The 24,361-nt window shown below is 36.1% G+C and carries 32 protein-coding genes; 8 read left to right on the top strand and 24 right to left on the bottom strand.

Going from position 1 to position 24,361, the window contains the following annotated elements; translation table 11 throughout:
- Positions 1–76: 76 nt before the first annotated feature.
- The 6 genes from LBYS11_RS09005 to LBYS11_RS08980 all read right to left on the bottom strand — a co-directional run bounded on the left by LBYS11_RS09005 (position 77) and on the right by LBYS11_RS08980 (position 3,386).
- Entirely contained in the window at positions 77–514 is a 438-nt protein-coding gene (locus LBYS11_RS09005; protein ID WP_103117903.1) for a hypothetical protein, read from the bottom strand.
- Between the two features lie 23 nt (positions 515–537).
- Positions 538–1,203 (bottom strand): hypothetical protein, encoded by a 666-nt coding sequence (locus LBYS11_RS23540; RefSeq protein WP_233732606.1) that lies wholly within the window; start codon positions 1,201–1,203, stop codon positions 538–540.
- 388 nt (positions 1,204–1,591) lie between these two features.
- The gene (locus LBYS11_RS08995; RefSeq protein ID WP_054548478.1) at positions 1,592–2,260 is read right to left on the bottom strand and encodes a M15 family metallopeptidase; all 669 of its coding nucleotides are present in this window, start codon (positions 2,258–2,260) and stop codon (positions 1,592–1,594) included.
- Positions 2,257–2,517, bottom strand: coding sequence for a phage holin (locus tag LBYS11_RS08990; RefSeq protein ID WP_054548479.1), 261 nt, complete (start codon positions 2,515–2,517; stop codon positions 2,257–2,259). Before LBYS11_RS08990 ends, LBYS11_RS08995 begins: the two co-directional genes overlap by 4 nt.
- A gap of 12 nt (positions 2,518–2,529) precedes the next feature.
- On the bottom strand, positions 2,530–2,778 hold the full coding sequence (locus LBYS11_RS08985) for a hypothetical protein (RefSeq protein WP_054548480.1): 249 nt from the start codon (positions 2,776–2,778) through the stop codon (positions 2,530–2,532).
- 62 nt (positions 2,779–2,840) lie between these two features.
- Positions 2,841–3,386, bottom strand: coding sequence for a hypothetical protein (locus LBYS11_RS08980; RefSeq protein ID WP_054548481.1), 546 nt, complete (start codon positions 3,384–3,386; stop codon positions 2,841–2,843).
- Positions 3,387–3,582: 196 nt separating this feature from the next.
- Here LBYS11_RS08980 and LBYS11_RS08975 point away from each other — a divergent pair, with 196 nt between their 5' ends.
- Both LBYS11_RS08975 and LBYS11_RS08970 read left to right on the top strand, forming a co-directional pair.
- Positions 3,583–4,077 (top strand): ImmA/IrrE family metallo-endopeptidase, encoded by a 495-nt coding sequence (locus LBYS11_RS08975; RefSeq protein WP_054548482.1) that lies wholly within the window; start codon positions 3,583–3,585, stop codon positions 4,075–4,077.
- Positions 4,078–4,176: 99 nt separating this feature from the next.
- The gene (locus tag LBYS11_RS08970) at positions 4,177–5,349 is read left to right on the top strand and encodes a tyrosine-type recombinase/integrase (protein ID WP_103117902.1); all 1,173 of its coding nucleotides are present in this window, start codon (positions 4,177–4,179) and stop codon (positions 5,347–5,349) included.
- A 20-nt stretch (positions 5,350–5,369) separates the two neighbouring features.
- Here LBYS11_RS08970 and LBYS11_RS08965 read toward each other — a convergent pair whose 3' ends face one another.
- Entirely contained in the window at positions 5,370–6,326 is a 957-nt protein-coding gene (locus tag LBYS11_RS08965; protein WP_103119067.1) for a PD-(D/E)XK nuclease family protein, read from the bottom strand.
- Between the two features lie 12 nt (positions 6,327–6,338).
- A complete protein-coding gene (locus LBYS11_RS08960) occupies positions 6,339–7,079 on the bottom strand; it encodes a sulfite exporter TauE/SafE family protein (RefSeq protein ID WP_004228897.1) in 741 nt (246 codons plus the stop codon).
- Positions 7,080–7,172: 93 nt separating this feature from the next.
- Here LBYS11_RS08960 and LBYS11_RS08955 point away from each other — a divergent pair, with 93 nt between their 5' ends.
- A complete protein-coding gene (locus LBYS11_RS08955) occupies positions 7,173–7,670 on the top strand; it encodes a hypothetical protein (protein ID WP_066037492.1) in 498 nt (165 codons plus the stop codon).
- Between the two features lie 54 nt (positions 7,671–7,724).
- Here the strand turns inward: LBYS11_RS08955 and LBYS11_RS08950 are convergent, their stop codons facing one another.
- The 6 genes from LBYS11_RS08950 to LBYS11_RS08930 form a co-directional block, all read right to left on the bottom strand.
- A complete protein-coding gene (locus LBYS11_RS08950) occupies positions 7,725–8,354 on the bottom strand; it encodes a type 1 glutamine amidotransferase family protein (protein WP_066037491.1) in 630 nt (209 codons plus the stop codon).
- Positions 8,355–8,399: 45 nt separating this feature from the next.
- Positions 8,400–9,386: a helix-turn-helix transcriptional regulator gene (locus tag LBYS11_RS08945; RefSeq protein ID WP_103117901.1), complete on the bottom strand. Its 987-nt coding sequence runs from the start codon at positions 9,384–9,386 to the stop codon at positions 8,400–8,402.
- A gap of 81 nt (positions 9,387–9,467) precedes the next feature.
- Positions 9,468–10,100 carry a hypothetical protein gene (locus LBYS11_RS08940; protein ID WP_103117900.1) on the bottom strand — a complete coding sequence of 211 codons (633 nt, stop codon included), beginning with the start codon at positions 10,098–10,100 and terminating at the stop codon, positions 9,468–9,470.
- An 8-nt stretch (positions 10,101–10,108) separates the two neighbouring features.
- Complete coding sequence (locus LBYS11_RS23205) at positions 10,109–10,276, bottom strand: hypothetical protein (protein WP_016993359.1); 168 nt, start codon at positions 10,274–10,276, stop codon at positions 10,109–10,111.
- On the bottom strand, positions 10,269–10,454 hold the full coding sequence (locus tag LBYS11_RS08935) for a helix-hairpin-helix domain-containing protein (RefSeq protein WP_048390683.1): 186 nt from the start codon (positions 10,452–10,454) through the stop codon (positions 10,269–10,271). Before LBYS11_RS08935 ends, LBYS11_RS23205 begins: the two co-directional genes overlap by 8 nt.
- Before the next feature lie 72 nt (positions 10,455–10,526).
- The gene (locus tag LBYS11_RS08930) at positions 10,527–11,129 is read right to left on the bottom strand and encodes a CPBP family intramembrane glutamic endopeptidase (protein ID WP_103117899.1); all 603 of its coding nucleotides are present in this window, start codon (positions 11,127–11,129) and stop codon (positions 10,527–10,529) included.
- Between the two features lie 231 nt (positions 11,130–11,360).
- Between LBYS11_RS08930 and LBYS11_RS08925 the strand changes: the two genes are divergently transcribed.
- Positions 11,361–12,053 (top strand): class I SAM-dependent methyltransferase, encoded by a 693-nt coding sequence (locus LBYS11_RS08925; protein WP_103117898.1) that lies wholly within the window; start codon positions 11,361–11,363, stop codon positions 12,051–12,053.
- Between the two features lie 103 nt (positions 12,054–12,156).
- Here LBYS11_RS08925 and LBYS11_RS08920 read toward each other — a convergent pair whose 3' ends face one another.
- Entirely contained in the window at positions 12,157–12,597 is a 441-nt protein-coding gene (locus LBYS11_RS08920; protein WP_103117897.1) for a GNAT family N-acetyltransferase, read from the bottom strand.
- A gap of 110 nt (positions 12,598–12,707) precedes the next feature.
- Between LBYS11_RS08920 and LBYS11_RS08915 the strand changes: the two genes are divergently transcribed.
- A complete protein-coding gene (locus LBYS11_RS08915) occupies positions 12,708–14,090 on the top strand; it encodes a MocR-like pyridoxine biosynthesis transcription factor PdxR (protein WP_066037486.1) in 1,383 nt (460 codons plus the stop codon).
- Positions 14,091–14,120: 30 nt separating this feature from the next.
- Here the strand turns inward: LBYS11_RS08915 and eis are convergent, their stop codons facing one another.
- The 5 genes from eis to LBYS11_RS08890 all read right to left on the bottom strand — a co-directional run bounded on the left by eis (position 14,121) and on the right by LBYS11_RS08890 (position 17,869).
- Positions 14,121–15,344: a GNAT family N-acetyltransferase gene (eis, locus tag LBYS11_RS08910; protein ID WP_066037485.1), complete on the bottom strand. Its 1,224-nt coding sequence runs from the start codon at positions 15,342–15,344 to the stop codon at positions 14,121–14,123.
- On the bottom strand, positions 15,341–16,069 hold the full coding sequence (locus LBYS11_RS08905) for an AAA family ATPase (protein ID WP_036081249.1): 729 nt from the start codon (positions 16,067–16,069) through the stop codon (positions 15,341–15,343). Before LBYS11_RS08905 ends, eis begins: the two co-directional genes overlap by 4 nt.
- 435 nt (positions 16,070–16,504) lie before the next feature.
- Positions 16,505–17,062, bottom strand: coding sequence for a hypothetical protein (locus tag LBYS11_RS08900; RefSeq protein WP_066037484.1), 558 nt, complete (start codon positions 17,060–17,062; stop codon positions 16,505–16,507).
- A gap of 199 nt (positions 17,063–17,261) precedes the next feature.
- Entirely contained in the window at positions 17,262–17,660 is a 399-nt protein-coding gene (locus tag LBYS11_RS08895; protein ID WP_103117896.1) for a hypothetical protein, read from the bottom strand.
- Positions 17,657–17,869 carry a helix-turn-helix transcriptional regulator gene (locus tag LBYS11_RS08890; RefSeq protein WP_103119066.1) on the bottom strand — a complete coding sequence of 71 codons (213 nt, stop codon included), beginning with the start codon at positions 17,867–17,869 and terminating at the stop codon, positions 17,657–17,659. The genes LBYS11_RS08895 and LBYS11_RS08890 overlap by 4 nt, the downstream gene beginning before the upstream one ends.
- Before the next feature lie 310 nt (positions 17,870–18,179).
- On the opposite strand from LBYS11_RS08890, the gene LBYS11_RS08885 reads away from it, so the two are divergent.
- Positions 18,180–18,395, top strand: coding sequence for a hypothetical protein (locus LBYS11_RS08885; protein WP_054550939.1), 216 nt, complete (start codon positions 18,180–18,182; stop codon positions 18,393–18,395).
- 278 nt (positions 18,396–18,673) lie between these two features.
- On the top strand, positions 18,674–20,065 hold the full coding sequence (gene fumC / locus LBYS11_RS08880) for a class II fumarate hydratase (RefSeq protein ID WP_103117895.1): 1,392 nt from the start codon (positions 18,674–18,676) through the stop codon (positions 20,063–20,065).
- Between the two features lie 251 nt (positions 20,066–20,316).
- Here the strand turns inward: fumC and LBYS11_RS08875 are convergent, their stop codons facing one another.
- The 3 genes from LBYS11_RS08875 to LBYS11_RS08865 all read right to left on the bottom strand — a co-directional run bounded on the left by LBYS11_RS08875 (position 20,317) and on the right by LBYS11_RS08865 (position 22,681).
- Positions 20,317–21,300: a hypothetical protein gene (locus LBYS11_RS08875; RefSeq protein WP_103117894.1), complete on the bottom strand. Its 984-nt coding sequence runs from the start codon at positions 21,298–21,300 to the stop codon at positions 20,317–20,319.
- A 47-nt stretch (positions 21,301–21,347) separates the two neighbouring features.
- Complete coding sequence (locus tag LBYS11_RS08870) at positions 21,348–21,947, bottom strand: hypothetical protein (RefSeq protein WP_103117893.1); 600 nt, start codon at positions 21,945–21,947, stop codon at positions 21,348–21,350.
- Between the two features lie 176 nt (positions 21,948–22,123).
- The gene (locus tag LBYS11_RS08865; RefSeq protein WP_048390456.1) at positions 22,124–22,681 is read right to left on the bottom strand and encodes a GNAT family N-acetyltransferase; all 558 of its coding nucleotides are present in this window, start codon (positions 22,679–22,681) and stop codon (positions 22,124–22,126) included.
- A gap of 187 nt (positions 22,682–22,868) precedes the next feature.
- Here LBYS11_RS08865 and LBYS11_RS23535 point away from each other — a divergent pair, with 187 nt between their 5' ends.
- Positions 22,869–23,399, top strand: a complete 531-nt coding sequence (locus LBYS11_RS23535) for a hypothetical protein (RefSeq protein ID WP_233732599.1) — start codon at positions 22,869–22,871, stop codon at positions 23,397–23,399.
- Between the two features lie 88 nt (positions 23,400–23,487).
- Here the strand turns inward: LBYS11_RS23535 and LBYS11_RS08855 are convergent, their stop codons facing one another.
- Complete coding sequence (locus LBYS11_RS08855) at positions 23,488–23,910, bottom strand: hypothetical protein (RefSeq protein ID WP_054550934.1); 423 nt, start codon at positions 23,908–23,910, stop codon at positions 23,488–23,490.
- Positions 23,911–24,361 lie beyond the last annotated feature (451 nt).

The raw sequence follows: 24,361 nt of genomic DNA, 5'->3' as shown, positions 1-24,361 counted from the left end.
AAAAAAGCCCAGGTACTCACTTTTGAATGAGCGCCTGGGCTTTCATGGTTTAATTTATAAACAAAATTTTTTCACATTAAATCTCCAAATTAGGCATTGTTATCCTTACAGCTAATTCTACTATTGGTTTTGAGAATGTACTTGGAATCATGGGACTTGGTAAATCTCCATCATGATTGGCAAGTCCAAAAGATGCTTCTCCTATATGAATCCAATCTATATCATCCGTACCCTCTATAAAACCTATAAAATGATAATCTGCACTATAAGTATCATATCCATCCTTATTGGGGATTGCTCTCCAAACTTCGGCTTCTTTTGTAGGATCTACTCCAAATTGTTTAAAGAAATTTAAAATTTCTGGACTAGTGAGCTGAATTTGTTTCGCGTAAAGTTGACAATCTTCACAACCACAATGAGCTTTTTCAGAAACCTTCGGAAGTGTTTTGTATAATTCTAAAGTTTTCTCTTTATCTACTTTTACAACATAATCATTTATCTTAATTTCTTCCATAATAACTCCTCTTATTTAGATTATTATTGTGGAATTAACCAAATCACATTACCTGCATCTTTACTTGAATGATCAGGAAAAGCATTGAAACTTAATAATTTTCCATCCTCTATATAGAAACGGATTTCTAATTTTTTATCTCCTTTTCCGTAATACGTTTTGATTGAGTTCCAACCATCTTTTACTACATTATCTTGATCTGATCTACGTATATCTTCTACAATATATTTTACAAGTTTGTCCATATCACCATAATCTTTGAACCGATTACCAGCATTTATATGTTTACTAACATCTACTTCTAATTTCCCGTTTCTTACATCCTTTATTTTATTACCTTTACTAGTTACTTTAACTACGTAATTAACGCCACTTCTCACTACTGAAAACGCAAGTCTAAAAAGATTGAATTGCTCTACAGAAGGATGATCATTTGAATATTGGTTTTCCAGAATTTTATTATTAAATATTGCTAAAGACTCTTCATCTGAAAGAGGGTCTTCAAAATCTCCTATTCCAAGTAAGAAATTATTAGTTAATTCATCAAAATCAGTTTCTTCGTGATTTAAAGAATCATTAGTTGGTAATTCCTGAATTTCACTAGCATTTGCAAGTGCTGGTGACATTACACTAAATACTAACATAAAGCTTAACATAAAGATAAAACCTTTAAATAGGTTATTTTTCATAATTAATTTACCTCCAAAATTTTGTTTAAACCTACTATAGTAAATTAAGTTCCCTCGAGTTATTAATATCCTATCATTGGAAACTTCCCAAATCTATTATTGAAGAACGCCATTTTTTGGCGCTGAATTTACATTAAATTTACAATAACCGCCACATCCCCCCATCAATAACGCCATTTTTTGGCGGTTCTCGATTAATTTTGCTATACTAAAGTTACATTTCCAACGTTTTATAAACATATTATTTGACATTAATTACATTGTAGTAACTATTCATTTTGTAATCATAAATTAACAATTTGTACTTAAATATCTGTTGACAGTAAATTGACTTTCAGATACTCCAAATATAAAAAGCCCATTACCAATTTAGGTAACAGGCATTTGATTACACACTACGTTGTGCAATGATAATTTCTAATCCTTTTAAATCGCCATTTGTTAATGTACCAGCGTCAAACTTTTCAAGGTGGGATTTATCAATAAGTTTTTTATCCACTGCTTGCTTTAGATAATCCCGTACTGCAGCTTTAAGTGTTTCATTTGTAAATTGCATTTTATCATCATCCTTTACAATTGGTTTCGTTGCATTGCCTTCCACAATTAATTGCACTTGGTATTTGCTATTGGTTGGAACAATTACCTGTCCTTCAATTTTGTATCCCTTTGGCATAATCCAAGTTGGTTTAACTTCGAAATGAGGACGATCAATTTTCGCTTTCCAATCTCCACCCCATGTAATACCAAGTTTTTTTGCAATAGCTCCTACTCGACTTAGTGTAGTTACATCATACAAAGACTGTGGAGGACCAACAGCAATATCCCATGCTAATCGTGACTTGTGATTGCTATCTAATGTCCAAGTAACAATCTGCCCTGGTCGAGTCCTGCCTTGTGCATATAAGTATTTCTGTCGTTCCTGTGAGCGATATGTTTCAGTAATAAAGATGTTCTTAATCCCTGCTTTAAAACACTCCTGAAACAATAAACGACAGGCTGTTTGTGCAGCAGGTAATAGTTCTGATATATCACGACATGTTGTAGTAATGCTTGTCATTTCACATCATCCTTTGGCTTGTCATAATTCAATGCTTGAAGGCTGTCTGAAGCACCTTTTGTAGTTGGGTCGATAATAATACCAAGCAAACCTAAAATGCTTAAAACAGTCTCTGAAATGGCTGTAATTTGAGCATTGTAAATCGTAATATCGACATTAAAAATGCCCGCTGTTTGATTAGCGAGCACTAGTAATAATGCGATTAATGAAACCCAAAATTGTTTATGCTGTAGACGTACTTTCCAGTTGATTTTCATTTATATTTCCTCCTAAAAGATGTGTTTTTCCATACGATCCATACGACCCTCAAGTGACGTTAAGCTTTTACTGATCTCACGCATAGCATTGGCTTGTTCGCCTTGTGCTTCGGTTAATGTTTCTAAGTTTTTCATTAGTCGTTCCTCACGTTTGTTTGAATTCCAAAAAACATATACAACTAAGCAAATACATAAAATCGACCAAACGACTTGAGAATTTGCAATGTTACTCGCTGCTGTTACTGTGGCTACGATATCCATTTAATCACCGTTCCTTTCCCAATATAAAAGCCCTTCACAGATGATTGTGGAAGGCTTATGGTTTATTTAAATTTGTACATTATATATTTATCTGTTTGGTACTCAATAGTTGTATTATTTTTTGATAGAAACTCTATTAAATCTTTATTTTCTTTCGCTATGACCGCTTTATTAATATCATAGTTTTCTATTAAAGCAAAAAAATTAGTATAGTCCATTATATTTCCATTAATTATTTCATACAAAACTACACGATCATTAAACTCTGAAGACTCACCTAAAAATCCTATCATATAAGCATATCTTGTATATAATAACTCTACATTACTAGCTATACTACGGATATACATCGATACTTCTTCACTTGCTACTATTTTTATTTTTTCTTCGTTTTTTAAGTAGTTACTTACCTCTACTACTTCTAAAGGAATTTTATAAGGATTCCACTCAGCGATAAATTTATTTTCTTTAGAATATATAAAACTTCCTGAAAAAATTAATAAAAGCGAAAATAAAAGTACACTAGTATATTTAAGTATTTTATTTTTGTTGATCTGAGTATAGATAAGCACGCCTGCTAAAATTATAATTGTCCCTAATGGAATCAACCAGAATATTCTCCAATATGTTTGCGCAGAAGTGAAATATTCTGACAGAACTTTTGCAGAAAAAGGATTAATAAATAGTACGAATAAAACTATTGTATAAATAGACAATACTCTAATGTTTTTCTGTTTATTTTTCAATAGCAGTATAGGTATTAACAGTAAGAAATAAAAGTAATACCCTTTAGGGGAGTAGCCCATGCAATTATATGATGACTTACTGATTGAATGTGACAACTTGGATGTAGAGGTAAATGAAAAAGATGATATGAAAAGCAAAGGTTTATATGCTGATAACATCATTTGGGTAAATAAATTATTACCTTCTATCATCGAAAAATACTGCGTACTCACTGAGGAGATAGGACATCACTACACAACGGCTGGTGATATCCTTGATCTAACCAGTATTGCAAATCGTAAACAAGAGTTGAGAGCACGTAGATGGGCTTACATGAGACTTGTTCCCTTTTCGAAAATAATACAAGCTCATAAATTATATATAGTGAATCGTTATGAATTAGCCGATTTTCTTAATGTAACAGAAGACTTTTTAGATGAAGCTCTTGAGTGGTACAAGAGTAAATACGGTTTATATGTATCTATTGATAATTTCACAGTTTGCTTTGAACCCTTGGGCGTCATAGAAATGTTTGAATGGCTTGAAACATCTTTTAATCGTTATGGAACATAAAAATTTTTTGCCCATAAACAGAACGTATATTCCCTTAAAGGTGGTGGTTATTATTTAAATTTAACAGCAACTATAAGAATTTAAGAAAGGAGAATAATTATGGCAAGTTATACAGTTTTATCACCTACCAAGAAAGGAGAACCTCGAATAAAAGTTACTGTTGAACATGGGTATGATGAAGATACAGGTGAACGACTTAGATATACTAAAACCATACGTATGAAATCCATGTCTGATCGTGCAATAAAGAAAGCTATTACAGATTTCGAAATCGAAGTATCAAATAAAGAAGATGAAAAGTTAAAAAAAGTTGAAAATATTAAATTTGCAAATTTCATTGATCAATGGATGGATTTGTATGTTAAAGCTGAATTGTCTTTTAAAACACGAGATACTTACAAAGTGAGCTTAAATAACGGTATTATAGAGGATTTAGGTGACTATAAACTTTCTAACATTAAAACTCTACATTTAGTGGAATGTCTAAAAAGATGGCGAGAAAGATGTCCTAGTGTAGCAAAAGGACAATATACAGTTTTAAAAAGCATCTTCTCTAAAGCGATTGAATGGAAATTAATTAAAGATAATCCTATGGACAACATTAAATCACCTCGTTTGGACCCTAAAAAGAAGGACTTAGAATTTTACGATGAAGAACAGTTAAAACATCTTTTTAGAGTATTAGAAAACGTAAATCCTAAACACAAGCTCCAGATTAAGTTGGCAGCAATGGTTGGACTACGACTAGCAGAAGTAGCAGGATTATGTGTGGAATCCTTTGATTTTGAAAATAATACTATCTATGTAGACAAAACCCTTCAATTTGACATTGAAGTTAGAAAACTAAAAATTTTACCTCCAAAAAACAAAAAGTCTCGATTAGTTAACGTCCCAAAGAGTTTAATGCGTGAACTAAAGTTATTTGTAGATGGTTATTTGGAACTTAAAAATGAAATGGGTGATGCCTGGAATCCGATAAAAGATGATGATGGAACTCCCTTAAATTTAATCTTTACAAAATCCGATGGTTATCCATCAAAACCTGCTGCTATAGATCTTGCTTGGAGAAGAATTATTGAAAAGTACGGTTTACCAAAGTTGAATTTTCACGCTTTACGACATTCATATGCCTCATTTATGGTCAGTCGGTATGTAAATTTTAAGATCATACAGGAGCAACTCGGTCACTCTGATATAAAAATGCCAATAAACACATATAGTCATTTAACCAAAAAGGATAAAATGAAGCAAGTGACCATTTCGATGATTTAAATTAATTGGTCACTTTTTGGTCACTTGCTCATTTTTTCATCATATTTCTGCGCACATAGCTCCCTAAAATTACAGCCACGACAATGCCATTTTTCTTGTGTTTGTTCAAAGTCCTCGATGTCCACGGGCTCGTTGGAAAAAATATCAGCCTGATACTTTTTCATTTCTAAAACACTGCGCTGAAACGTATACAAAATGTTCTCCATATCGATGTCTGTAAAACTATATTTCTTGCGCTTGCCTGTTAATAAATATTCATTATAGACCTCGATTTGCGCTAGAGACACACGGTATTTTTGCTGAACATAGTAAGCGTAGAGGGCTAATTGCTGACGGTCATCATCAGATTCTCCACCGGTCTTCCAGTCAACAATAATCCATTTATCCCTCAGTTCATCATAATAATGAAAGTCCATAACAACGAATACCTGGACATCTTCTATTTTCATGGAGCGGAATTGCTCTGGTTCTCCGATACGAAGAGAGCCTTTTTGTGAGGTGATTTGCTGGAATGTTTCACTCATTAAAAAATGATTAAAAACAAGTCGTAAACGTTCTTTATAGTCTTGCACAAGCTCAGGAGAAAGGGTGCCATGATAATAGATTTCCTGCATCATATAATACTTATTTGGTTTTTGCCTCCAAAATTCAAGACGACGAGTGGAGTCAATAAAGGCTGCATTCAGCTGTCCGCGCCCCAATTGAATTAGCTCCTCTACAGTTGGAGCTTTTCCTGTTTGTAAATAATCATTAATGGCCTGCTCAATGTATCGATGGACAATTTGCCCAAATAAAATAGGCATCGATTGCAGCTTTTTTAAGCGATACACCTGTTGATGATATGGCTCCACATTGTAACTGAGCCACCCGTTATGTGAAAAGTAATATTCATAGCCGTATTTGCGGGCGCAGCTTGTCAATGTTTTATGACGCGATAGCGACCACGAAAAGGTTGGATAGGGTGAAATTTCAAACAGGACAATCACCTCCTAAAGCTGATGGATGAAATCATAAACAAGCTGTATAATCAGCACAATCGTTACAATACGCAGTAAAAGCTTTACCTGATGTGCCTTCACTTTTCTGGCTAGCACAAGCCCAATTTGTGCACCAATCGTCGAGCCAATCATTAAAATAAGCGTTAACGGCCATTCGATTTTCCCTGTAGCAATATAGGTAATCGCTGCTCCTGAGCACATTGCAAATACCCCTACCCGTGATAGCCCCACGGCTTTAATATAGGAAATCTTCTCATGTGCATATGTATAAAGCGCCAATGTACTACTGCCCGGACCAAACATACCGTCATAAAAGCCAACTCCAAGAAGGATAGGACCGTTTTTTCGATTCATCGTAAAACGTTCCTTGTCGCCAAAATCAGCTCCCCCCATAAAGGACATGACAAGCGCAAAGCCAAGTAAAATAATAGCAATGAACGTTAATGATTGACTACTCATGAATGAAGCGAAAAGTCCCCCCAATGTACCTCCGATTAAAGAGACAAGTAACACCGAACGCATTTCGTTCCATGCTAATTCCTTACGTTGATAAATTGTATAAAAGCTTGAAAAAGCACTCACCATATTGGACACTTTATTTGCGCCAATAGCCGAATGGACGGGTACACCCATTAGCATCATCGTTGGCAAGGTAATTAAGCCACCACCCCCAACTAACGTACCAATGACATTCCCAATGATGCCAATAAGTAAAAACAACAAGTATTCCATAATATCCTTCTTTCCCTAACACAAAAAGCAATCATTCTATGATACAGTATAACAGATTGTTATTATCAATGATGATGGAAATGAGGAGCAAGGATGCATATACAACAAAAAACACCTACACCACGCTTTTGTCACCAGTTAACGGTTATTGTGGCGACTATTTTTCTAGCTGGCATTACAGCGACACTCATTCAATACGGCAAGCTCCCTGCCATGATTCCTGTCTTGCAAAGCTTCACGAGTGAACATGCCCAATTCGGTCCGAAAATTGCTATTTTTTATTTACCCTTTGTCGCTCTTATGCTCTTTCTACTTTTACACTATTTAGAGATAAAGGCAGCTTATCCTGTGATGCGTAAAAATAAAGCACCTCTCTCCCATAAACAGCGACAAAATGGCATCCTTACGTTTTGTCTCATCAAAAATAGTATTCTATTGTATTTTACCTACTCCCTATTCAATGACCTGACGGTAGCTCTAGGTCGTGAACGTATTTTACAACAATGGCATGCTTACTTATTTTTACTGCTGTTATTTGGCATCTTCATGATAGGGATTGTGCGAGGCATTTTGTTGGCTAAAAAAAGTTAATGTAAAAAAAGAGAGCATGTTTTAACAATGAACATGCTCTTCTTAGACTAATTATTATTCAATGGATGTCATTAATTCATAAAAATATTTTTTCTCCTGCGTCTCATAAAGCTTATACCAAGCATGTAATGTTTCAGGTGTAAAAACATCGAGCAGCCTCAAAACATGGTAGGCAAAATCCAACGGTGCAATGCCAGATGCCGTTACTAAATTCCCTTCAGTTACGGCTGGCTTCTGTTTAAAATGTTCATCCCCAATATAATGTTGACAAAGCATCTTCAAGTATTCGAGATCGTTGCTCGTATGTTGTCTTGTATCAAGCAAACCAACCTTTGCAAGACCAAACGTTGCACCACAAATTGCAGCTACGAAAACATCTTCATTCAACGCTTTTGAGACTTTATTCAATACAGGCTCATGAATAGATTCTAGCCATGTATTGCCTCCTGGAAGAATCAAGACATCCATGCTATTCAAGTGACATTCAGCAACGGCCATCGTTGGAAGTATGGTGATGCCACCCATCGTCGTAACAGGACTTCTATCAATCCCTACTGTCATCACCTCTAAAGGCTCTAACCCCTTTTTAAAATATCTACCTGTATTTAATTCGGCCATTAAATACCCTATCTCCCAATCTGCCATCGTATCAAATACATAAAGATACACTTTTCTTGTCTGCATAATAAACACTCCTTTTATTGAAACTATGCTTAGTATAAAAAAACTTTACTGACATTCTCCGTCAGTAAAGTTTTCATTTTCATAAAAATGAATGAGCTCATATAGAACGTCAATTATCTTTTGCTTTAGACTTATGGGTTCTACTACTTGGATTGATTTTCCATAGGGAAAAAGTAAATAGGGTACATAGGTATGTAATGCTTCCTCATCTACTAAAAATATAGCGTTCTTATTGGTGCGTTCTTGGAGGTGATACTTTAAAAACCAATGCTGACTGATCGCATCCACAGCACTTGTCTTTCCACAAATGATGAAGGGCACAAGGTTCTGTTTATGTTCGGCTTGGGGAAAAAGGCTTTTCATAAAAAAATCACTGGCAGAGAAAGATTGTGGTCGTTGGAAAGGAATGCCTGTTTGATGCAGACTACTAATTCGGCCTACTTTAAAAGTACGGATTTCATTTCTTACATGACAAAATGCAACGACATACCAGTTTTGTTTCCAATAAACCAAACCATATGGATTAACCACCCTAGACTTAGATTGCTCTTCATTATTAGTATGGTATTCCATTTCTATAGATGTTCTCTTTACTATACTCTCTTCTAAATTTTTTAATAGTGGCTCCAAGGAGGATTCATCAGGACCGATTATCTCGAAACCTTGTAAATGCTGTTGAATCATTTTTTCTTGCTCTTGATTTGAATACATTGTAAGCTTTGCTGTTGCACTGTTTAATGCCTCATCTAAAAAATAGCCAGCTTCTTTTGCAAAAATAGAAGCATGAAGTAATGCCGCTTTCTCATCGACATCAAAAATAAGAGGACTTTTAATAAAATTATTTAACAGGGTATATCCTCCATGATGACCTGTTTCAGCTATAATCGGCACACCGCTGGCAGAAAGTGAGTTAATATAGCGGTAAACGGATCTAATATTAATCTCTAATTTTTCAGCGATTTCTTTCGCGGTAATTTTCCTACCTGAATTCAACATCCATAAAATCTGCATCAGATGATCCATTTTAGACAAACATTTTCACCTCATTGAATTAATTTATGATTTCTGACACAAAATCAGGCTACCTGATACTGTTATCAAGTAGCCCTTCGATTATGCCTTTACCAATTCATCTTCCATTTGCTTAAAATTATGTATTAAACCGTATTTCTGTATGCCACGTGCTTGTTGAATGCTGGCATCCGCGAATTGGCGGAAATTAGCCTGATCCTTTATTGTACAGGCATAGACCGCTTCAATTGCAGGTTGCATCCACGGCTGTGTTAATTTATCACTTCTCATATCGGCCGCTCGACCTTCCAGCGCAGCAATATAGCATAGTGCATAGCTAGTTAAAGGCTCTTTTTCGATTTGTCTTGCGGCTACTTTAGCAGCACCAAGATTCTCCTCCATAATGGCCTTAATAAAGAGGTAATTGTACTTAATGGCTGGCTGCTTATAATGATGGATGATGACATCGATTGCCTGAATCTGTTCCTCTTTTGTCCCGTAAGCTGATGCATAGAGAGCAGCAAATATAGGCTCTTTTCGGTGATTTTTAACCCATTTATCCACCTGCTCCATATTGTTTGTGCGATATAAAATATGTATATGGCGATAAATCATCCCTACCGCAATTAATGCAAATATCCCAAGAGAGATGGATAGACGAACACCCGCTAAGGACAGCGTCAATGCCAATAAAATAATAGCTAAATAAAAGAATGTTAATTTAACAATTTTCATATTACCTCCTACTGTAATTTCCTACGCATTTTACGAGAAAAGATATAGCCTGCCCCTATAAAAAAGATAAGAGCCATCACTTTCATAATAGGAATAATAAACAGCTTGCTAATAACGACTACAACGAGGATATAATAGACAACCATCGCCAGTAAAAACAATGTCAGCTTATTCACGAAGTTCCCTACTTTCCTTTAGTGCCGCCTCAATCGCTGCTAAAGCTTTTGGACCCATTCCATGAAGATGAGCTAATGTAGAAAGCTCAACTCTTTCTAGCTGCTTCAATTCTGTATAGCCCGCTGCATGTAATGCGCGAATTGCTGGTTTTGCTACTCCCTTAGGCCACTCTGTCATGCTTGCACGTCCCTTCACGAAAAAATCTTCTCTGCCCTATTATGCAAGTGACAGCAAAGAAATGCAAATAAGTCAAAATTTAAACATATACAAGCACGCCGCTATGAAATTTACAATACTATGGATACTCCAGCTAGTGACAATGGAACCTCCAGCAATTCGTTCGTTCACCCAGCCCATCACATAGCCAGCAAGCGCTGTAGTAAGCACAACTAATAAGATTACATGAAGCGGAAGCACCGACCATAGCATGGCCCCATGAACACAGCCAAAAACAATACTTTGCAAGAGATTTGCTACTTGAAAATCAAAAATCTTCATCAATCTCTTTAATAAAAAGCCGCGAAATAATAGCTCCTCTGATAAACCTGTTTGAATAATAGCGTAGAAAAGTGCTGGAATGACGGCAGCAGCTCCAAGTCCCGCGAATTGATTCGCCGCTAGCAAGGAGCGATCAATATAGAAAAAGACTAGCGCAAAGCTCGGTATTAACATCGTGAAAATAGAAAGTACAATGTACATAGCATACCTTCCCTTGTGCACAATAATAGGCTTTTGCAATCCTATCCACGTTAAAAAGGGCTGTTTTTTTCTCGCTGTACAAAGCCACCAAATAAACGGAATCACTGAAAATAACATCACTTGCAAAATGGCACTGATTAAACTATTCATCATCTTATTTCCCCTCCTGTTTACTACAAGCATAGAAGAAAGTGCCATTTTTTTCAATAGATATTTAACGATAAACATTAAATTATTTATCTTTATTGTTAATTATTAAATGTTTTACAATAAAAAACGATGTCTAAGGGCTTCTCCTTTGTCTTTTCAGTTACTTTCATTTATACTCAATTACAGATATTAAAGGTCTTTAATAGAGATGATAAAACACTGGAGGCTATCACAATGCGTACATTATCTACACATTTATTAGAAAAGGCACGAACATATGAGCACAGCACAAGAATTTCAGTGCCTGCCTATGACACATTATTTGCCGTGACACAAGCCTATTTCCGCATGCATTTAGGAGAACATGAAGCATCCCTGCTTGTTGTAGGAGCTGGTGGGGGTAACGAGCTTTCTGCATGGGGACCAACAAACCTTAAATGGATGTTCACTGGGGTTGATCCATCTGAGGAAATGCTCCAAATCGCACAACATAAAGCCGTGCAACTGGATATTGAAAGTCGCGTTCAGTTACTACAAGGAACAATTGAGCGCTTACCCCAATCAACACCGAAATTCGATGCGGCAAGCTGTATCCTCGTTCTTCATTTTATTGAAGATCGACAGGAGAAACTCCATTTACTGCAAAATATTCACAAGCAATTAAAACCTGGAAAGCCCTTTGTCCTCGCTTGTGCCTACGGAGAACGAGAAAGTGACGAGCTACAAGACCGCATCAAAATATGGCAAAGCTACTTTTTAGAGGCCGGCTATACAAAAGAAAAGGTAGATAGCATGGGCAAGGGCATCATGAATATTTCCTTCCTCTCCGATCAAGAAATCCAACAGCTATTAAGTGAAGCGGGCTTTCAAAACATTACCCGCTTTTTCTCCTCAGGTCTCTTCGCAGGATGGATGAGCCACGCATAACCACAAAGCCCCCACCATAGTCACAATCAATGGTGGGGGCTGAAACTTAGATTTATAGTGGTATTGAGCGGGTTCTCCACCAACACCCATCACATCGAAAAAATCACCAATAAATACTGTAATAATAAACAGTGTCATCAATCGTCATGCCCATTTTTTCATAGAGCTTCTGTGCTTGGACATTATCTCTGGCAGTTTCTAGCATCATGTAACGCGCATCTTCCTGCTGACAATAGATAAAGCATTGCTCCATCAACGCCTGTGCTACACCTTGTTTTCTGGCTTGTTTCGCCACAAATAAATCATTTAAGAGAAACGCTCGTTTCATAGCGACGGATGAAAAGACTGGAAACAATTGTGCAAATCCAACTGGCTCCTCATCCAAATATGCCAGGAAAATAATAGACTCTGCTCCCATTACTCGCTCCTGTATAAACTGCTCAGCTTGCTGTAAATCAGATGATTGTCCATAAAATTCACGATAGGCATTAAATAATGGGACTACGTCTCCCATCGTTTGCTGTGTCACCATACAAATTTTCATGTTTTGATCTCCATTTCCTTTTGATTGTCCTTCTAGTATGATGGTAGTAAATAATCTGACATTTCAAAAGAAACAGTTCCAAACATTTTAACATGTCAAGGTGGTGCCTTATGGACGATTTAATCTTTCTATTAACAGAAAAAGAGGCAAAATATAAGCAAGTGTACCAGCAAATTAAAGCACTTATTATGCAAGGTACACTTCAAACAGATGATTCCCTGCCCTCCATACGAAAACTTGCAGAAACTTTACAGGTCAGTCGTAATACTACATTAACTGCTTATGAACAGCTTGTGGCAGAAGGATACATACGTGGGGAGGGACGAAAAGGCTATTTCGTCAATGCACTAGAGCAGGTTTTTCTAAAGGAGCAGGAACAGTCCCCTATGACACAGCCAAAAAAGAAGGCTGCATCCTATCTTGTAGATTTTCGCGCTGGGGCTGTCGATCAGCAACATTTTCCCATGAAAACATGGCGCCAAATTGCCAATCAAGTATTACAGGAATCAACCTGTTACGAATATGGAGAACTGTTTGGAGAATCAGTGCTAAAGGAGCAGCTTGTGCAATATTTACTGCAAGCAAGAGGGGTTTATACAACGAGCGACAATATCGTTATTGGTAGTAGCACACAGCAAATGCTCTTGTATCTTGGATTTTTACTAAAAGAATCTTTCCCAAGCATTCTTTTGGAAGACCCTGGCTATGATGGTGCACGGGAAGCCTTCCAGTTACATCACTTCGAAATAGAGCCACTACCTGTAATGGAAACAGGAGCTCAACTTGACATACTCCAAAACTGTCAATCACGCTTAATGTATGTCACCCCGTCACATCATTTCCCATACGGTGTGTCCATGTCTATTCAGCAGCGACAGACCTTAATACAATGGGCTCAACAAGTCGATGGTTATATTCTAGAGGATGATTATGATGGAGAGTTTCGCTATACACAACAGCCATTTCCTGCCCTTGCTTCCATCGACTCATCAAGGGTAATCTATCTCGGCACCTTCTCCAAATCGTTTTTACCAGGTGTGCGTTTAAGCTATATGGTGCTACCAAATGCACTTGTTCAGCCCTATAAAGAGCGTTTTGCTCATTTTGAACAAAATGCTTCATCCCTCCATCAACGCACAATGGCCCAATTTATGGCGCAGGGGGAATGGACACGCCATATTAAACGAATGCGTTTGACCTATAAACAAAAAATGCAGCACCTTGTACAGGAGCTACAACGACATTTTGGTCAGCAAATAACCGTGTTAGGCGAGCAATCAGGACTCTATGTATTAGTGAAGATAAAGTCTCCACTTTCTGAGCAGCAGCTGATCCAACGAGCGGCGACTTACGGTGTGAAGGTTTATCCGACAAGCCCCTTTTTTATCCATCAAAAAAATGAGGAACCAATGCTGCAATTAGGCTTTAGTAAATTAGCGCTGGAAGAAATCAAGCTGGGCATTGAGCTGTTAAAAGAGGCGTGGCAGCCATAACCGTCAACGTTATGGCTCTTACCATACCACTTAAAAATAATCAATAAATGTTGGGATACCTACTGGTAAAACCGCCTCGAGCAATGCAATTTCCTCTGTACGTCCCTGTAATCGTTCAATTCTTTCTAAATAGGTTGGACGTTTGTAGCCTAACAGCATAGTAGCCAGTGTTTGCACTGTTAAATGCACAGCATTCGCGTTCAACGTCTCACTTACCTTCTGCACAGAAAGGTTTCCATCTTTCATTTTGATGATGTAGGTGCCATTATTCCACGCCACAGTGCGATCACTGACAGCTAGCTGAAGCTCGAAATTCTGACCAATAAATGGATAGCGCAGTAAAAATTCTTTGACATCGACGATTCTTGCCATGAAATAAGGCGATACCTTTTGAATGATCTCACTGTCCTCTAATAGAAAGGCTACCGCTTCATTACCAGTTGTTTTCCCGTAGACATTGTAGACCATTGAGCTGTGAGCCGAGACGAAATTCCATAAACCTTTACGAGCCTCTTCCTGCAAATAGACGATTTCATCAATGTAATAATTTTCCTCCATAATACGATAGAACATGTAGCCCTGTGCCACATCTTCTTCATCATAGTAGACCGCCGCCTGAAGGTTCACATCACTATCTATAAATTTCTCCTCCCAGAAATCCTCCTGAAATTTCTCGTTCCAGGCAATACTATTGCGCACCATTACCCCATGCGTTTTCTGCGCATAGCGTGCGTAGATAGCCACCACATCCTCATGCTTGGGATCAACACGGCGAATTTTCCCATTAAGCCCAGCATAATGAGGAAGCTGTGTATCCTTCACTTGAAATTCCACAATATCACTCATAATTTCCCATCCCTTTTTGCGGTAATAAGGGATAGAATATGGAAATAAATATGATATATACTGTCCTTCATTTCGCATACTTTGCAGACTTTCAATTATCAAGCTCTCCATTAAGCCATGCCCTGAATATTCAGGGTATGTCCCAACTGCTGTGATGCCACCCATTTCATAAATCTTGCCATGCACATTCACCTCAAAAGGCAAACTTAAAATTTGCGATACTAGTTGTGGACCATCAAACCACCCGATCGCATGCCCTTCATTAAATTGCCTACTCTTCGCATTCACAAAGCGACGATCCTTGTGAATGGACATTGACATTTGAAAGACATAATTCAGTAAATCAATGGACTGTGCCATTTCATCCAATCGAATTTCTCGCATGATTAAGCCTTTTCGTTGATTCATGATTCCCTCTCCTCATCAAATAACTCTCTTAATATCGACTGTGGTGCATCCAAAAAACGTTTGGTCACGATGTAATGAATGGTATCCTCATAGCGAATGGATTCAATTTCTCCTTGATCAAAACTATAAATCGTGGCATTCGGATAGCCAAGCAAAATGGGTGAGTGTGTAGCAATAATAAATTGTGCCTCATGCTCAAGGTCCTTCATTATTTTCAGCAAGCTCAGCTGCCTCGTTGGTGACAATGCCGCCTCAGGCTCATCCAATAAATAAATGGCTTTACCCTTAAAACGATTCATAAATAACGCAAGAAAGGATTCACCATGAGATTGATGATGTAGTGATTTCCCACCAAAAGCGTTATATCTCCTTGGATCTTCTATCAAATCAATATGACTGGCAAATTGATAAAATGTTTCTGATCGAAGGAAAAACCCATTCGATATTTTCGGCAGCCACGACAAACGGATATATTCCCCCAATGAAGATTCCGCCTTATGTACTTCATATAAATTTTGACGACCGCCACCAGCCGTATTGAAATCGCAACGATCAGCAATCGCCTCCAGTAATGTTGATTTCCCCGAACCATTTTCCCCAACAAAGAACGTCACATTCGTCGGAAACTCCAGCTCATGCAAATCCTGCAAGCTTGGAATATTAAAAGGATACTCCTGTTTATTGGGAATCGTATCCTGTAACACCTTACATGACTTTAAATACATTTCATTTCCTCCTTACTCTTATTATAGCGAACATCCCTCAAGCTGAAACGTAATCCACCCACCTGTTTGATTGAAATGTCACCTTTTTATGTATCCACCCGAGCCTGCCCAACATAAATAGCCTAAAACAGCTGACGAAGACCCTACCATTTTCACAACTAGCTATGAGATATTTCCCGAGAAATAAATAAAAAACATGTCGAAAGTTGCAATTCCTACATGTAGTATCATGTCATATTTTTGATTTTTTTATAAAAAAAGTGGACATTGACCTCCTCTCTAACTGATTAAGTGAATGATTTCCCTGCAACATGCAGTAGTGTTTTCCATTGCAATTTTATTTCGCAGTGGCTTGCTGAATAAGCGGGGTGCCTCTCTTTTCGATCACCTTGGGTTCCTTTCTGAGCGATTCCATCCACTTTTGGATTACTTTCATTACCTAAATTGATCCGATTCAAAAAAAGGCTCAATACCTATTTCTTTTAATAAGAATTTCCGATGACTTCTTTTATCTACCAAATGTTGTTTAGGTATTAAAATTTCTTCTCTTAATCGCTGAAACAAATTCGGGTTATGCTCTGGAAACCATTCCTCATATCTGACCCCTTGATTTAATTCTATTTTTATTAAAAATAAAACAATATCTTCATACATATAGGGGAATTCTTTCTCTATCTGCTCATGATGTGCTAATAATGCATAAAGATAATCTTTTAAACGATAAAATCGCTTCTGGTCTAATGGATTCGAGCTCCATTTTTTATTTTCCTCCCACTCTTGTATGGGCTGAAATATCTGAAGAGAACCCGTTTCCCAATTACCCAGCATACAAGTAAATGCAGCTATAGCGTATTTTCTCGTTTCATCATCTGGATCTCCAAAATATTTATAGTATTCCTCCCGATACTTACTAAAATTTCCGCTAGTATGATAACCTCCAATAGCAAAACCCTCCAACCCCCGTTTTGCTTGTTCGATGATATTATTTGTCATTCTACTTACTCGCCCCTTTTTCTAAATTTTTTGTCATGGTAGTCTAATAACAATAACCTGTCATAAAATTCCATAGTTATTTTAACATAAATATCCAACAAAAAAATCAACTCACCTCTTAATCAATCTATCGAGGTAAGTTGATCTAAAATTAAATTTCATCAAAATAAATCAGCCTTCTTTACAAAGAACAATTTATTTAACTATATTTTTTAGAAACCACAAACTCAGTAATTGGCATAGTAATCCAAGCAAGTCCTATGACAATAACAAGTGGAATATTCTTAATATCATTTAAAGCGGTTACTCTTTCTGAGATCACTAAAACAATAACCATAAATAACAGTAAAAGATAGTAACTAATTTTTGAACTAACAAGTGTTATATGTTTTTCTAACTCATCTTTTTTTCCTTCATTTACTCCGTTCATTTCTCCCCAAGTAATGGACTGAAATAAAAGACCTATTCCTAAGAATACAAAGAAAATTGTCGCTGCCTCAATCATTTCTTTCGTTATCCATTCATATACACCGTAACTACCAATAGAAACAATAATAACTAAAGAACCGATTAAACTTACCTTTTTTGTAATCGTCACTTTTTCTCATTCCTTCCATATGTAAAAATAAATAGTTCTTCTATAGGAGTACTTAAAATATAGGACAAAGTAAAAGCCAATTCCAAACTTGGATCATATTTATTATTTTCAATGGCATTAATGGTCTGCCTTGTCACATTGCATAACTCCGCTAATTTACCTTGTGAGAGGCTATTTTTTTCACGATATACCCTTATTTTATTTTCCATTTCTAACACCACTCCGCTCCTGGCTTGTAAAAGATCTTTTACACCATAATATTAATGTAAGACAAATAAGGTGTCAAACATATTTTACACCCAATTATTTTATTAGCTCTTATCACATAGTTTTATGTATTTTCTATGTAGTGAACCAAAATACTTCAGTTTTAAAAAACTGTACAGACACCTTTCAATTTTTAATTATCTTAAGCATCTATTCCTTGTTCTTCATTTTTTGCTCACCATCTCCAAAGTTCTAACTATTATCCCTCGCTCATAAATTGAGTAACAATCAAAAGTCAGAAGGAGAATCGCGATGTTTGTGACGCATTACTACGAAAACAAGACGTCTGTTTTAAGTCAATTGCTCGTCAAGCTACCTACTGTGGAAGAAGATATTCGCATTAAAGGGCGCAAGGCAAAGGTGTTGGAGGTACTTCAAGTTGATGACAACAATTTTCATGTGAAGATATTATTCGAAAAAATCCCTAAAAAGCAGCCTCTTAAAGACCTTGGAAAGAAAAAGAGATAATCAACTAAAACATGGTTTATTCCCTTAATTTTCGGGAATAAAATAGGTAATGATTGCGAATCATTCACTTTAAATTTCTTCAAGCAAAACCGTTGACTTTTTAATTGATAACAATTATCATTATCAATAGATTATTTCTTTCTCCAAATTGCTTCATTCAGAATCCCCCTCTTTTTTGAATAAGCATGTATCAAACGGATATTCTTACATCAGACTAAGAGTATCCGTTTTTATCTTTATATGAGGAGAACTTTACATACTAAAGGAGCTGTTTTGACATGGATTATCGTATTGAAAAAGACACTATGGGTGAAATTAAAGTACCTGCTAATAAAATTTGGGGCGCGCAAACACAGCGCAGTAAAGAAAATTTCCAAATTGGTACAGAACAAATGCCAATCGAGCTTGTGCAAGCTATGACAATCCTAAAGAAAAGTGCGGCGATTGCGAATAATAAACTAGGCAAACTTTCTGATATTAAAGCAAATGCCATCGTGCAGGCTGCAGATGAAATTTTAAATGGTCAATGGGACGATCAATTCCCTCTTGTAGTTTGGCAAACTGGTAGTGGTACACAATCCAATATGAATGTGAATGAAGTCATTGCTCACCGTGCGAATCAACTATTAGAGGATGCTGGTGAAGCAGACCGTATTCATCCAAATGATGATGTCAATAAATCACAAAGCTCAAATGATACATTCCCAACAGCATTGCATATTGCGGCTGTTTTAAAAGTGGAAGATTATTTATTACCAAGACTACGTTTACTAAAAGCAACTTTTGAAGATAAAGCAGCTCAATTTAAGGACATTATTAAAATTGGTCGTACGCATTTACAGGACGCGACACCTCTCACATTAGGTCAAGAAATTAGTGGTTGGGCAGCCATGCTCTCAAAATCAGAGCATATGATTATCCAAAATATTGACTATATGAAGGAGCTTGCAATTGGTGGAACAGCGGTCGGTACAGGAATCAATGCTCACCCTGAATTTGGTGATCGTGTGGCTGAGGAAATTAGTGAGCTAACAGGCAAACAATTCACATCAGCTGCAAATAAATTCCATGCCCTAACGAGTCATGATGAAGCAGTTGTAGCACACGGTGCATTAAAGGCTTTAGCGGCTGATTTAATGAAAATTGCCAATGACGTTCGCTGGCTAGCAAGTGGCCCTCGTTCAGGTATTGGGGAAATTACGATCCCAGAAAACGAACCAGGCTCTTCCATTATGCCAGGTAAAGTAAACCCTACCCAAAGTGAAGCAATGACAATGGTTGTCACGCAAGTAGTTGGAAATGACGCAACAATTGCCTTCGCCGCTTCTCAAGGTAACTTTGAATTAAACGTCTTTAAACCAGTCATCATTTACAACTTCTTACAATCAACTCGCCTATTAGCGGATACAATGAAATCATTTAACGACCATTGTGCGGTAGGTATTGAACCAAACAAAGAAGTACTCGATCATAATTTACAAAATTCATTAATGCTTGTAACGGCATTAAACCCATACATCGGCTATGAAAACGCAGCAAAAATCGCAAAACAGGCCCACAAAGAAGGCACGACCTTAAAGACAGCAGCCATCGCAAGTGGATTACTTACAGAAGAACAGTTCGATGAATATGTAGACCCAGCAACAATGATTTATCCCAACGTAAAATAATGAAAGCGACCATAAAAAGATTGAGGCTAATGTGCTTCAATCTTTTTTTGTTTATGAGAAATATTTTTAGCATGGATGGAAGCAAAATTAAAAGACATGAATCTCGATAGACTATCGAATCCATGCCAAATAGCTTCCTAATGAAAATAATTGTATCTATCCTATGCAGTCACTTCATCGGAGAGTGGTTTATTCTGCCTCCTATGTAATCCATACTCCATTACAGATGCTTATAACTAGTTAAAATTCTCTCAGCTTATTTTATCCAGCTTTACATTAAACGACAATTCATCGTCAAATAGATTAAACGTATCAGCTTTATCTTGTTTAGATAATTTAGAGATATAATGATAGTAGTTTGGTAATATTTCAAAATCATAATTTAAATAATCTCGTATTAATTGGTCATCTTGAAATTTTGAAACATCCCCGTCTAACAAATCATGTTTTATTAACTCTTTAGTATTGTTAGTAAAATCAGATACTACGTATGACAGAACATTGTTCTCATATCGTAAGTTTTCAGAAGCACCTGAATAATTTAGTAAAGATAGTAATGTCGCATTATTAAAATTTTGTTGGTCAATTAAAGTTGAAACCTCCATTAAGTAAATCGATTCAAGGTGGTCATGATAAGGATTTTCAATATCTACTCTTTTATACATTGCTTGTTTCTCATAGGGTCTAATTCTCCCCGTTTTTAATAGTAAAAAATGGTGATGATTGCTTAAATAGATGTTTTTGGACGTATCTAATCTAAGTAAATTATCTCCGTTTGGAAGGTAAGGATTTAATCGTTTTATCTCTCCTGTTGAAGTGTTTATCAAAAAAATACATTGATAAAAAGGACGTCCATAGTTAATTTCTCTTTTCGTAATAAAATACAACAAATATTGAGGATTAAGGTAAATTAACTTGGAATAATAGCTTTCATCCTTAATTTCTTCAGAAGAAAAATAATTATTTAAATTTAATGTGATAGCATGTATTTGATTAAATGTTTCAAGATTAATTCTATAAAAGTTTATGTTATTTTTTTCTTTTAGACTAAAACAAAATTCATTATTCATAATATCCAAAGCAAACTCGTCATAGCGGGTGTCTAATCGTTGTATATTTTTGATCGTGCCGTTTTTTAAATTAATCTCACAATGCGCAATACTAGCATGTTCTAATAAAATAGCCTCAAACTCTTCTTTAATTTCATTTTTAGAAAAAAGTTGTTTATTATTCAAAAATATTCCCCCTTCAATATAGCTAATAAATATTTCACTTTGAGCTTTTACTCCTTTCCGGCCTCTGAATAAAGAAGTTTTTCGAGTTCGTCCACCTTGCTCCCGTCTAATTGGTGTGTGAGCCCATATGTTTCACCCTTGCCATCGTTATTGATGATTACGTTGAGATCGTGAAGTAATTCAGTGAAATACGTAAAACACTTAGTTAATTCTCCATAGGACTCAGCTGTATCAAGACCTTGCTGTTTCTCAACCGATATTACATAATCCAGATGTCCCATCAAAATTTGCAGTACATTTAAATTTTCAAAATCCTTTTGAAGGTCTTCCCCTTGAACCCTAAAATATAGCATTTCCTTCGTGAGACGATCTGCCCTTAGATAGTATTCGTCTACGTCTGTTGTTTTGTTAATATCTTGGGCATGATAGGCAATCCAAGCTTCCAACGTTGGTTCAATCTCATAGTTATTGAAGCCTTCAGGGGTTGATACATCACTCCAGATTTTCGAAGGGTTTACTGCTGCTACGTGTTTGATTGTTGTTTCTTCTGTTTTTACCTGTTCCCCTTTCGTTTCTCCTTCCTCGGTACAACCTATTAACAATCCACTTATCAATAGTCCTGTCAATACAACATTTACGAGCTTCATCTCTCTCACTCCTCTTTAGAAGGTTAGCCATTTATTATAATAATACCTTAAACTAGTCAATTTTTATAATATTTTCCATTTAAAAGTTGCGTTTAACATGGCTGATTCTCTATGTATCTCGCAGTAATAGCAAAATTAAAAGCCACCCTCATGATGAGAGCGACTTTCCTAACCTCCTAATATTCACTTTTCAATAGGGAAAAGATAGCGAGATCCACATACTTCCCTTTTTCAAATTCATGTTGCCTCAAAAGACCTTCTTGAGAAAAGTTTAATTTTTCCAATAGTTTGATAGATGCTGTGTTTTCTGGCTCTATTTTTGCTTCGATTTTATTGATTCCCATGGATGTAAAGGCAAAGTGGATGATCGAACTTAAAGCCTCTTGCATCACACCCTTCCCCCAATAGTCAGGGTTTAAATCATAGCCAATTTCTATACGATTATGCTCTTTTTCATAATTCAAATAGCCACATGTGCCAATCACCTTGTTGGTCTGAATTTCCTCGATTACCCATCTTAAGCCTTTTTGTTCTTTAAAAATTTTCTCATACCAATTGATTTCATCAATAGCATCTTCAACTGAAGCAAACAATGGTAATGGCAGGTACTTCACTACATTTTCATTAGAATAAAGTCTCAAAATATCTTGGCCATCATCCATTATCCCTTTTCGTAAAATAAAACGTTCTGTTTCCAATTGAGGAAAAACCGTAAATTCGAATTGTGTATGCATACTACTCCCCTTTTTCACCATTTATTAGCATTTTACTCTTTAAAATAATAACATATTAGTTTTAGTATTTTTTCCTAATTTGACCTCTTTCTCTTGTCTCTCCGCAAAAACGTTAACATATTATTGATAGAAATCTTAACAATTGATAGCATTTAGATAATTAGTTTAATATTGGAATTTAAAGGAGTTGAAAAGAACAATTAGAAAATCAAAGTTAAATAAAGCCGTATTTATATTGTTAATCATTAGCATACTCCTGAATATATTTTTTGTAGGGTCATGGGCAAGCAATAATGCAAGGAAACAAGAATATTTTATTTATAACCTTAACCAAAAATTGTATGAATTAAATTTAGCTATAAATAAACAAAAAGAAAACGATTGGCAAGATCCTCAAGTTTTAATCAATCAGATAGAGAAGATAAGAGTTGTTATCGTTGACTCGGTCATCACAAATAATTTTGCAAGTAGCGTATTAAATGATGGAGAAAAAGAGATGCTTCGGCGTATATTTAATTTTTTAGAACCTTTACCTAAAACCGATTTATTCGAGGTAGAAGAATGGGATGAAGCAGATACAGAATATATCATAAGGATCGGAAAAGTTTTAAGTTTGTCTAACTATACAACTAATAGTTTCCCTAAACAAAATTGGAACACAATCGTAAAACAATGGGCACAACTTGATAAATCGTTAGCTATAGAATTTAATCAATAAAAGTTAGCATATTATATGCTAGAAAAAAATGTAAAGATGATACTATTATTTTTAGTAGTATCTTCTTTACATTTTATAGGAGATTTTATTAGTTTCTCACCATCATCAAACATTTCTCAACTATTTCTACCTCATCTACTGACAGTTGGTCTAACAGCAGTGCCAGTTTTTTCTCATGTTCCTCTCCTTCTTCTCCTATCCAGCAAATGTAGATTTCGCAATAATCTCCTTTGGGAAGGAATTTTTTTAGAAAGTCACATACATGGTGAAAAGTTCTTTTGGCTTTTTCATAGTTATGGGGGGAATACACTTTATTTTCGTTATGCATTTGCCAAATAGGCTCTCCCTTTGTTTCGATTTCATATACATAGGGTGTTGTAAAATGCTTTGCCTGTACAATTTGGCGATTCTCTTTTACCGAGAAAAAATAATTTATGTCAACTTCATTTTCTGTATAGTCATCCTGTATTTCAACTGGAAAATTGAAGCCTATATAGGTTGTCATACTCATATTTTGCTCCTCCTATTAAAAAAACCCTGTAAATGTACAGGGTGTCAGCAACGTAGCTGTTGATAGTGTAAATAGACACGCTTTGGAGTTCGTGCTTCTACGAATTTTTCTTGCATCACCAATTCCTGGACCACGCTTTGAAGAAATTGCTTGAAGCAAAAAGGCTTCAAACGACGGGTTGTCCGCTTCCTTTTGTGAGGCTTGCTACCGTAGTTGGTCTACCGTGATGGCTGTTGCTTTGATGGTTTGGTGTTGCGGCGGTGTTTTTGGTTCAATATAGAGCGTTGTGTAATACGCATCCGCAATGACAATCACGTAAATAATGAATAGTACTCGTTTTGTTCAATGGTTCAAAAAAATCATTTCTCCCTTTTTTATAGCTGACAATGAAAACTTGTCTACTTATCATACGAGCAATTGATCAAAAGGTTTCAAAAATATTTAAAGGGAG

Origin of the sequence: Lysinibacillus sp. YS11 (genome assembly GCF_002896375.1) — a bacterium.
GTDB lineage: Bacteria > Bacillota > Bacilli > Bacillales_A > Planococcaceae > Lysinibacillus > Lysinibacillus capsici.
This window is presented reverse-complemented; position numbering and strand designations above follow the sequence as displayed.

Excerpts from the sequence above, each read along its gene's own strand:
- LBYS11_RS09005 (WP_103117903.1), bottom strand. The coding sequence starts at position 514 with ATGGAAGAAATTAAGATAAATGATTATGTTGTAAAAGTAGATAAAGAG.
- LBYS11_RS23540 (WP_233732606.1), bottom strand. The coding sequence starts at position 1,203 with ATGAAAAATAACCTATTTAAAGGTTTTATCTTTATGTTAAGCTTTATG.
- LBYS11_RS08995 (WP_054548478.1), bottom strand. The coding sequence starts at position 2,260 with ATGACAAGCATTACTACAACATGTCGTGATATATCAGAACTATTACCT.
- LBYS11_RS08990 (WP_054548479.1), bottom strand. The coding sequence starts at position 2,517 with ATGAAAATCAACTGGAAAGTACGTCTACAGCATAAACAATTTTGGGTT.
- LBYS11_RS08985 (WP_054548480.1), bottom strand. The coding sequence starts at position 2,778 with ATGGATATCGTAGCCACAGTAACAGCAGCGAGTAACATTGCAAATTCT.
- LBYS11_RS08975 (WP_054548482.1), top strand. The coding sequence starts at position 3,583 with ATGCAATTATATGATGACTTACTGATTGAATGTGACAACTTGGATGTA.
- LBYS11_RS08970 (WP_103117902.1), top strand. The coding sequence starts at position 4,177 with ATGGCAAGTTATACAGTTTTATCACCTACCAAGAAAGGAGAACCTCGA.
- LBYS11_RS08960 (WP_004228897.1), bottom strand. The coding sequence starts at position 7,079 with ATGGAATACTTGTTGTTTTTACTTATTGGCATCATTGGGAATGTCATT.
- LBYS11_RS08955 (WP_066037492.1), top strand. The coding sequence starts at position 7,173 with ATGCATATACAACAAAAAACACCTACACCACGCTTTTGTCACCAGTTA.
- LBYS11_RS08950 (WP_066037491.1), bottom strand. The coding sequence starts at position 8,354 with ATGCAGACAAGAAAAGTGTATCTTTATGTATTTGATACGATGGCAGAT.
- LBYS11_RS08940 (WP_103117900.1), bottom strand. The coding sequence starts at position 10,100 with ATGAAAATTGTTAAATTAACATTCTTTTATTTAGCTATTATTTTATTG.
- LBYS11_RS08935 (WP_048390683.1), bottom strand. The coding sequence starts at position 10,454 with ATGACAGAGTGGCCTAAGGGAGTAGCAAAACCAGCAATTCGCGCATTA.
- LBYS11_RS08930 (WP_103117899.1), bottom strand. The coding sequence starts at position 11,129 with ATGATGAATAGTTTAATCAGTGCCATTTTGCAAGTGATGTTATTTTCA.
- LBYS11_RS08925 (WP_103117898.1), top strand. The coding sequence starts at position 11,361 with ATGCGTACATTATCTACACATTTATTAGAAAAGGCACGAACATATGAG.
- LBYS11_RS08920 (WP_103117897.1), bottom strand. The coding sequence starts at position 12,597 with ATGAAAATTTGTATGGTGACACAGCAAACGATGGGAGACGTAGTCCCA.
- LBYS11_RS08915 (WP_066037486.1), top strand. The coding sequence starts at position 12,708 with ATGGACGATTTAATCTTTCTATTAACAGAAAAAGAGGCAAAATATAAG.
- eis (WP_066037485.1), bottom strand. The coding sequence starts at position 15,344 with ATGAATCAACGAAAAGGCTTAATCATGCGAGAAATTCGATTGGATGAA.
- LBYS11_RS08905 (WP_036081249.1), bottom strand. The coding sequence starts at position 16,069 with ATGTATTTAAAGTCATGTAAGGTGTTACAGGATACGATTCCCAATAAA.
- LBYS11_RS08900 (WP_066037484.1), bottom strand. The coding sequence starts at position 17,062 with ATGACAAATAATATCATCGAACAAGCAAAACGGGGGTTGGAGGGTTTT.
- LBYS11_RS08890 (WP_103119066.1), bottom strand. The coding sequence starts at position 17,869 with ATGGAAAATAAAATAAGGGTATATCGTGAAAAAAATAGCCTCTCACAA.
- LBYS11_RS08885 (WP_054550939.1), top strand. The coding sequence starts at position 18,180 with ATGTTTGTGACGCATTACTACGAAAACAAGACGTCTGTTTTAAGTCAA.
- fumC (WP_103117895.1), top strand. The coding sequence starts at position 18,674 with ATGGATTATCGTATTGAAAAAGACACTATGGGTGAAATTAAAGTACCT.
- LBYS11_RS08870 (WP_103117893.1), bottom strand. The coding sequence starts at position 21,947 with ATGAAGCTCGTAAATGTTGTATTGACAGGACTATTGATAAGTGGATTG.
- LBYS11_RS08865 (WP_048390456.1), bottom strand. The coding sequence starts at position 22,681 with ATGCATACACAATTCGAATTTACGGTTTTTCCTCAATTGGAAACAGAA.
- LBYS11_RS08855 (WP_054550934.1), bottom strand. The coding sequence starts at position 23,910 with ATGAGTATGACAACCTATATAGGCTTCAATTTTCCAGTTGAAATACAG.